The following is an 8,055-nucleotide window of genomic DNA, read 5'->3' as shown; positions in this document are numbered from 1 at the left end:
ACGAGGTGTTCGGCCCGCGCGTGCGGACGGACGTCCTGCTCGCGCTGCGCCGCGCGGCCCGTGCGTGGCCCGCGCTGACACCGCTGCTGTCGGCGGCCGTGCCGGACGCCGTCGAGCTCGCCGACGAGGAGGTCGCCGACCTTTTCGGCAAGGGCGCCCGGGCCCTCGCCGAGGCCGGGGTGGACGTGCACTGGCCCGCGGATCTGGTGCGCGGGCTGCGGTCCGGGGCCACGGTCGGCCCCGCGGACGACGGCAGCGGTTCCGGGAGCGCGCTGCCGAACTCCCCGGCGGTCCTGTCCGCCGACGCCCTGCTCTCCTTCGACTGGTGGTTCGCACTGGGCGACCAGCGGCTCACCCGGGAGGAGCTGGACCGTCTGGCGGAGGCCGGCCGGCCTCTGGTGCGGCTGCGCAACCAGTGGGTCCTGGTGGATCCCGAGGAGCTGCGCCGCGCCCGTGCCCGGCAGGACCGCAGGATCACGCCCATGGAGGCGCTGGGCGCCGCCCTGACCGGTTCCACGGAGGTCGACGGTCACCGGGTCGAGGTCCGGCCCACAGGATGGCTGGCATCCCTCCGGGACCGGCTCGCCTCACCGAAGGCGCGGGAACCGGTCGGACAGCCGGCCGCGCTCGCCGCCCGGCTGCGCGACTACCAGCTGCGCGGACTCGACTGGCTGGTCCGGACGACGTCGCTGGGACTGGGCTGCTGTCTGGCCGACGACATGGGCCTCGGCAAGACGGTCACGCTGATCGCGCTGCATCTGCACCGCAACGGCGACCCGGCGACCGCCGGGCCGACCCTCGTGGTGTGCCCGACGTCGCTGATGGGCAACTGGCAGCGGGAGATCGAGAGGTTCGCGCCCGGTACGCCGGTGCGGCGTTTCCACGGCTCCCGGCGCGATCTGGAGGGCCTGGCCGACGGGGAGTTCGTCCTCACCACGTACGGCACCATGCGCCTGGACGCGCGGCGCCTGGCCGAGGTGGCGTGGGGCATGGTCGTGGCGGACGAGGCCCAGCACGTGAAGAACCCGTACTCCGCGACGGCCCGGCGGCTGCGCTCCATCGGCGCACGCGCACGCGTGGCGCTCACCGGCACCCCGGTGGAGAACAACCTGTCCGAGCTGTGGGCGATCCTCGACTGGGCGACGCCCGGGCTGCTGGGCCCGCTCGGCACCTTCCGCGCCCGCCACGCGCAGGCCGCCGAGAGCGGCCGGGACCCGGCCGCCGCCGAGCGGCTGGCCCGGCTCGTCGGCCCGTTCGTGCTGCGGCGCCGCAAGTCGGACCCGGGGATCGCCCCCGAGCTGCCGCCGAAGACCGAGACCGACCACGCGGTGTCGCTCACCGTGGAGCAGACGGTCCTGTACGAGACCCTGGTCCGTGAGACGCTCGCGGAACTCTCCGGCGCCGAGGACATGGCGCGGCGCGGCCTGATCATGAAGCTGCTGACCGGTCTGAAGCAGATCTGCAACCATCCGGCCCAGTTCCTCAAGGAGGACCGCCCGAGGACCGCCGGCCGCTCCGGGAAGCTGGAGCTGCTGGACGAGCTGCTCGGCACCATTCTCGCCGAGGGGGCGAGCGTGCTGGTCTTCACCCAGTACGTGCGGATGGCGCGGCTGATCGAGCAGCATCTGGCGGCACGCGGCGTGCGGTCGCACCTCCTGCACGGCGGCACGCCCGTCGCCGAGCGGGAGGCCATGGTCCGGCGCTTCCAGGCCGGTGACGTCCCGGTGTTCCTGCTGTCGTTGAAGGCCGCGGGCACCGGGCTGAACCTCACGCGCGCGGAGCATGTCGTGCACTACGACCGCTGGTGGAACCCCGCCGTCGAGGCGCAGGCCACCGACCGGGCGTACCGGATCGGGCAGGACAGGCCCGTGCAGGTGCACCGGCTGATCGCCGAGGGCACGGTCGAGGACCGCATCGCCGGCCTGCTGCGCCGCAAACGGGAGCTGGCCGACGCGGTGCTGGGGCGGAACGAGGCCGCGCTCACCGGGCTGACGGACGAGGAGCTGGCCGAGCTGGTGCAGCTGCGAGGAGGACGGCGATGACGGAACACACCGGCCCGGAGCGCACGTTCGCCGCGCTGCCGCCCGCGCGGGGGCGTGGTTTCGCCACCACGTGGTGGGGCCGTGCCTGGTTGCGGGCGCTCGAGGACACGGCTCTGGACGCCGAGCAGGTGAAGGCCGGCCGCAGACTCGCCCGGGCGGGAGCGGTGGGCGCGGTGTCGGTGCGTCCGGGCCGGATCACGGCCGTGGTGCGCGACCGCGACCGCACGGCGCACCGCGCGGACGTCCTGCTGGAGGAGCTGTCCGAGGACGAGTGGGACCGGTTCCTGGAGGTGGCCGTCGAACGGTCCGGGCATCTGGCGGCGCTGCTCGACCGCGATCTGCCTCCGCATCTCGTGGAGGACGCGGCGGCCGCGGGGATCGAGCTGCTGCCCGGGATCGGCGATCTGGAGCCGGAGTGCGACTGCGGTGCCTGGGACCACTGCGGGCACACCGCGGCGCTCTGCCACCTGGTGGCACGGCTGCTGGACCGGGACCCGTTCCTGTTGCTGCTGCTGCGCGGCCGGGACGAACGGAGCCTTCTCGCCGGACTCCGGGCCCGCGAGGGCGCGGACGAGGACGGGGCGCCCGCGCCGGACGGCGTGGACGCCGCGGAGGCCTACGCGGCGGCGTTCCTCCTGCCTCCCCTGCCGCCCCTGCCCGAGCCGCCCCCGGCGCCGGGCTCCCCGCCGTCCCTGGACACCGAGATCCCGCCGGCGCCCGGGGTCGATCCGGCCGCGCTGGAGCTCCTGGCCGCGCAGACCGCCGCGGCGGCGCACCGGTGGCTCGGCGAGCTGCCGAGGGCCGCGGCGGACGGGGAGCATCCGCCGGCCGCGGAATCGTTCGCGGAATCGTTCGTGGAGCCGACCGTGGCCCAGGACGCCGTGCGTCTGGCGGTGGGCGTCCTCGACGACGCCGTGCTGGACCGGCTCGCCCAGGGGTCGGGGCGCACCCGGCGGCACCTGGAACGGGCCGTGCGCGCCTGGCGGTTCGGAGGTGCGGCCGGCCTGTCCGTGCTGGAGGAGGAGTGGACGCCCGACGGCGAGGCCCGCGCACGCGCGTGCGCCGCTGTCGCGTCGGCCTGGGAGGAGGACGAACGGCCGCCGCTGCGGGCCGAGGGCAACCGCTGGACCGTCGTCGGCGAGGACCTCCAGCTCCGTCTCGGGCGGGACGGCCGCTGGTGGCCCTACCGGAGGGAGCAGGGCCACTGGGTGCCGGCCGGCGGCGCCGAGCGGGACCCGGCGGCGGCGCTGGCCGCGGCGGGGCGGGTCCCGGAGCAAGCCCCGGTGCGGGAGGGGTGAGTCCCCTTCGGGCCGTTCCGTCGGTCCCGGCCCGCCGTCACGGCAGTGCGTCGCCGTCCGAAGAGGGGACCGGAGACGGGAGCAGTGACCGCAGGTCGCTCGGGAGGTCGGTGGGCAGGCTGCTCGGGAAGCCCGGGGGCAGGGAGGTGGGAAAGCCGGACGGCAGGGAACTGGGGAAGCCGGACGGCAGGGAGGTGGGCAGCCCGCCCGGCAGTCCGGTCGGCAGGTTCGGGGTGGGAGGGGGCGAAGGGCTCGTGCCCGGGCTGCCGTCCGCGGGCGGCCCGCCGTCCTGTGCGTCGTCCCCCGAGAGGGCCAGCACCAGTACCACGGCGACCGCACCGGCGGCCACGAGCACGGTGAGGAGGACGAAAAGCGGGTTCCTGCGCCGGGGCGGCCCCGGCGGCCGCGACGGTGGGGACGGAATGGCCATGCCGCCCATCGTCGCAGAGAACCGGACAAGGCGCGCCCCGCACGCGGCAGTTGGCACGGCTCCCCGACACGGGGCGCACGGTTGCGCGGCATTCCGCGCCAAGGCCGCGCACCGGGACGCGGCGCCGGCGGTTCCCGTGACCGCCGTCCGGAACCGGGGCGCACATGTGCGCGTGCCGGTGCCCGGGGCAGCACACGTGCGGCCCCGGGCCGGACGCACACGGTGTCAGCCGCGCACTCCCAGCAGGTGGTCCATCGCCAGCTGGTCGAGCCGCTCGAAGGCCATCCCGCGCGCGGCCGCCGCATCCACGTCGAACTCCTCGAAAGCCGAGCGGTCCTCGAGCAGCGCCTGCAGGCCGTCCGCCGCCGTCGGCTGTGCCAGCTGGTCCAGGCGGGAGGCGCGCAGGGCCTCCTGGACCTCGGGGTCGGCCCGGAAGGCGGCCGAACGCTCCTTGAGGATGAGGTAGTTGCGCATGCAGCCGGCGGCCGAGGCCCACACGCCGTCCAGGTCCTCGGTCCGCGGCGGCTTGAAGTCGAAGTGGCGCGGGCCGTCGTAGCCGGAGCTCTCCAGCAGGTCGACGAGCCAGAAGGCGGCGCGCAGATCGCCGGCGCCGAAGCGCAGGTCCTGGTCGTACTTGATGCCGGACTGGCCGTTGAGGTCGATGTGGAAGAGCTTGCCCGCCCACAGGGCCTGGGCGATGCCGTGCGGGAAGTTGAGCCCGGCCATCTGCTCGTGGCCGACCTCGGGGTTCACCCCGAACAGCTCCGGGCGCTCCAGGCGCTCGATGAAGGCGAGCGCGTGGCCGACGGTGGGCAGCAGGATGTCGCCGCGCGGCTCGTTCGGCTTGGGCTCGATGGCGAAGCGGATGTCGTAGCCCTGGGAGGTGACGTACTCGCCGAGCAGGTCGAAGGCCTCCTTCATGCGGTCGAGCGCGGCACGCACGTCCTTGGCGGCCCCGGACTCGGCGCCCTCACGGCCGCCCCAGGCCACATACGTCCTGGCGCCCAGTTCGACCGCCAGGTCGATGTTGCGGATCGTCTTGCGCAGCGCGTAGCGGCGCACGTCGCGGTCGTTGGCGGTGAACGCGCCGTCCTTGAAGACGGGGTGCGTGAAGAGGTTGGTGGTGGCCATCGGCACGGTCATGCCGGTCGCGTCGAGCGCCTGCCGGAAGCGCTTGACGTGCGCCTCCCGCTCGGCCTCGGAGGCCCCGAAGGGGATCAGGTCGTCGTCGTGGAACGTCACTCCGTAGGCGCCGAGTTCGGCCAGCCGCTGCACCGTCTCGACCGGGTCGAGGGGACGGCGGGTGGCGTCGCCGAACGGGTCCCGTCCCTGCCAGCCGACGGTCCACAGGCCGAAGGAGAACCTGTCCTCGGGGGTGGGCTGGTAGCTCATGCCGCGGCTCCTTGCTCGCTTGCGACTATTTCGTCATGCCGATTTACAAATTAGTATGCCCGTGCCTCCCTGGGAAGGCACCACCAAGCACGGGCCGGAACCGGACCGAAAGTCGAAGGAGAGGGCGATGTCAGCAGCCGAGGGTCCGCTGGTCGTCGGAGTGGACTCGTCCACGCAGTCCACCAAGGTGCTCGTCGTCGACGTGGCCACCGGGCGGGTCGTGGCCGCCGGTCAGGCGCCCCACACCGTCTCCTCGGGGGCCGGCCGCGAGAGCGATCCGCGCCAGTGGTGGGACGCCCTGTGCGCGGCCCTGCGCCAGTGCGGGGAGGCGGCGCACGAGGCCGCCGCCGTGTCGATCGCCGGCCAGCAGCACGGACTGGTCGCCCTGGACGCCCACGGCGAACCGGTCCGGCCGGCCCTGCTGTGGAACGACGTGCGCTCGGCCCCGCAGGCCCGCCGTCTCGTCCAGGAGCTGGGCGGTCCGAAGGTCTGGGCGGAGCGGACCGGCAGTGTGCCCGGCGCCTCCTTCACCGTCACGAAGTGGGCCTGGCTGACCGAGCACGAACCGGAGGCCGCCCGGGCGACGGCGGCGGTGCGCCTGCCCCACGACTACCTCACCGGACGCCTGACCGGCCTGGGCACGACCGACCGGGGCGACGCCTCGGGCACGGGCTGGTGGGCGGCCGCGTCCGAGGCGTACGACGAGGAGATCCTCGCCCATGTGGGGCTCGACCCGGCGCTGCTGCCCCGTGTGGTGCGGCCCGGGGAGGTGGCCGGCACCGTGCGCGACCACCCCGATCTGCCGTTCTCCAAGGGCACTTTGGTCGCTCCCGGCACCGGCGACAACGCCGCCGCCGCGCTGGGCCTGGGGCTGCGGCCGGGAACACCGGTGCTGAGCCTCGGCACCTCCGGCACGGTGTACGCGGTGTCCCGGCACCGCCCGGCCGACCCGTCCGGAACGGTGGCGGGCTTCGCCGACGCGCGCGGCGACTGGCTGCCGCTGGCCTGCACCCTCAACTGCACGCTCGCCGTCGACCGCGTGGCCGCCCTGCTGGGCCTGGACCGCGAGGCCGTCGAACCCGGCACCACCGTCACCCTGCTCCCCTACCTCGACGGCGAACGCACCCCGAACCTGCCGAACGCCTCCGGTCTGATCCACGGGCTGCGCCACGACACCACGCCCGGCCAGCTGCTGCAGGCCGCCTACGACGGCGCCGTGCACGCCCTGCTGGGCGCGCTGGACCTGGTCCTCGACCAGGACGCCGACCGCACCACCCCCCTGCTGCTGATCGGCGGCGGCGCCCGGGGCACGGCCTGGCAGCAGACCGTGCGGCGGCTGTCGGGACGGCCCGTCCAGGTTCCCGAGGCCAAGGAACTGGTCGCCCTGGGCGCGGCGGCCCAGGCGGCGGGCCTGCTGACCGGTGAGGACCCGGCCGCCGTCGCCCGCCGCTGGAGGACGGCCGACGGCCCCGTGCTGGAGCCGGTGGAGCGGGACGAGGCGACCCTGGCCAGGATCTCCGGGGTACTCTCCGATGCGGCCGCGCTGCTGGAACGGGACACCCGGACCGGCTGACGGGCGCCCGTCGGCCCGCGCCGCCCGCACCGACGACGGACACCGACCCAGGACGACGAAGGCATGACCGCACCGCTGCACCAGGCCCGCCCGGCCGGTCCCGGGCGCGCGCTGCCCGACAACACCCAGCAGGGCATGCGCCGCCGCAACCTCGCCCGGGTCATGCACACCGTCAGCGCGGAGGGGCCGCTGTCGCGGGCGGCGATCGCCTCGCGCATCGGGCTGACCCGGGCCGCGGTGTCGACCCTCGTCGACGAGCTCATCCGCACCGGGCTGCTGCAGGAACTGGGCCCCGAGCGGCCCGGCCGGGTGGGCCGCCCCGGTTCGGCGCTCGCCGTCAGCGGGCACGGCCCCGCCGGGGTCGGCGCGGAGATCGGTGTCGACCACCTCGCGGTCTGCGTGGTCGACCTGCGCGGGCGGGTGCGGGCACGGGCGGTGCGCCACGGCACGAACCGGAACCGCGCCCCCGAACCGGTGCTGAAGGACCTCACCGCGCTGATCCGCCAGGTCGTCGCCGAGGCGGAGCGGCAGGACCTGTGGGCGGCGGGGCTGTCGGTCGCCGTGCCCGGCCTGGTCTCCTGGGACGGCCGCACGGTCGTACGGGCCCCCAATCTCGGCTGGCACGACACCGACCTCGGCGCCCTGCTGCCCGACGGCCTCCCTTTGACCGTGGACAACGAGGCCAACTTCGGCGGGCTCGCGGAACTCTGGCTCGGCGAGGACACGCCGCGCGACTTCCTGCACGTGTCGGCGGAGATCGGCATCGGTGCCGCGGTGGTCGTCGACGGATGTCTGCTGCGCGGAACGCGCGGCTTCGCGGGCGAGCTGGGCCATGTGCCCGTCGCACCGGAGGGTCCCGCCTGCCCGTGCGGCGGACGCGGCTGCCTGGAGCAGTACGCCGGGGAGGAGGCCGTGCTGCGGGCAGCCGGCCTGGAACCGGGCGAGGACCGGATCGGGCTGCTCGCCGCGCGCGCCGCCGCGGGCGACGAGAGGGTGCGGCGGGCCCTGCGGGACGCCGGCACGGCGCTGGGCGTCGCGCTGACCGGCGCCGTCCATCTGCTCGACCCCGGCAGGGTCGTGCTGGGCGGCGCGCTGGCCGGGCTCGCGCCCTGGCTCCTGCCCTCCCTGGAGGCCGAACTGGCGAGCCGGAGCGCGGGGCGGGCCTGCCCGGTGTCCGTCTCCCGGCTGGGTCCCGAGGGTCCTCTGCTGGGTGCCGCGCACGCGGTGGTGCGGGGCGTCCTCGACGACCCCGCGGCGGTGGCCGAACTCGCCTGATCCCCGGCCGGCCCGCCCCTCCGAGCAGGACGGACCCTCCCCCTC

6 protein-coding genes are annotated in these 8,055 nt (G+C 75.3%); 4 read left to right on the top strand and 2 right to left on the bottom strand.

Going from position 1 to position 8,055, the window contains the following annotated elements; translation table 11 throughout:
- Together CCN35_RS25740 and CCN35_RS25735 are read left to right on the top strand one after the other, a co-directional pair.
- A partial coding sequence (locus tag CCN35_RS25740; RefSeq protein WP_086794511.1) for a DEAD/DEAH box helicase occupies window positions 1–2,042 on the top strand: 2,042 nt, incomplete at its 5' end.
- Window positions 2,039–3,340: an SWIM zinc finger family protein gene (locus tag CCN35_RS25735; RefSeq protein ID WP_067392209.1), complete on the top strand. Its 1,302-nt coding sequence runs from the start codon at window positions 2,039–2,041 to the stop codon at window positions 3,338–3,340. The genes CCN35_RS25740 and CCN35_RS25735, both read left to right, overlap by 4 nt.
- A gap of 37 nt (window positions 3,341–3,377) precedes the next feature.
- Here CCN35_RS25735 and CCN35_RS25730 read toward each other — a convergent pair whose 3' ends face one another.
- The gene (locus CCN35_RS25730) at window positions 3,378–3,770 is read right to left on the bottom strand and encodes a hypothetical protein (protein WP_079129657.1); all 393 of its coding nucleotides are present in this window, start codon (window positions 3,768–3,770) and stop codon (window positions 3,378–3,380) included.
- A 225-nt stretch (window positions 3,771–3,995) separates the two neighbouring features.
- A complete protein-coding gene (gene xylA / locus CCN35_RS25725; protein ID WP_067392214.1) occupies window positions 3,996–5,162 on the bottom strand; it encodes a xylose isomerase in 1,167 nt (388 codons plus the stop codon).
- Between the two features lie 127 nt (window positions 5,163–5,289).
- Between xylA and xylB the strand changes: the two genes are divergently transcribed.
- On the top strand, window positions 5,290–6,735 hold the full coding sequence (gene xylB / locus CCN35_RS25720; RefSeq protein WP_067392216.1) for a xylulokinase: 1,446 nt from the start codon (window positions 5,290–5,292) through the stop codon (window positions 6,733–6,735).
- A 63-nt stretch (window positions 6,736–6,798) separates the two neighbouring features.
- Window positions 6,799–8,010: an ROK family transcriptional regulator gene (locus tag CCN35_RS25715; protein WP_067392221.1), complete on the top strand. Its 1,212-nt coding sequence runs from the start codon at window positions 6,799–6,801 to the stop codon at window positions 8,008–8,010.
- The last annotated feature ends 45 nt before the right edge of the window (window positions 8,011–8,055 follow it).

Source organism: Streptomyces thermovulgaris (assembly GCF_002155915.1).
Classification (GTDB): Bacteria; Actinomycetota; Actinomycetes; order Streptomycetales; family Streptomycetaceae; genus Streptomyces; species Streptomyces thermovulgaris.
The sequence above is the reverse complement of the archived record's forward strand: the minus strand, read 5'-3'. Positions and strand labels throughout refer to the sequence as shown.

Bases quoted from the DNA above. Each gene is read 5' to 3' on its own strand.
- CCN35_RS25735 (WP_067392209.1), top strand. From the start codon at position 2,039: ATGACGGAACACACCGGCCCGGAGCGCACGTTCGCCGCGCTGCCGCCC.
- CCN35_RS25730 (WP_079129657.1), bottom strand. From the start codon at position 3,770: ATGGCCATTCCGTCCCCACCGTCGCGGCCGCCGGGGCCGCCCCGGCGC.
- xylA (WP_067392214.1), bottom strand. From the start codon at position 5,162: ATGAGCTACCAGCCCACCCCCGAGGACAGGTTCTCCTTCGGCCTGTGG.
- xylB (WP_067392216.1), top strand. From the start codon at position 5,290: ATGTCAGCAGCCGAGGGTCCGCTGGTCGTCGGAGTGGACTCGTCCACG.
- CCN35_RS25715 (WP_067392221.1), top strand. From the start codon at position 6,799: ATGACCGCACCGCTGCACCAGGCCCGCCCGGCCGGTCCCGGGCGCGCG.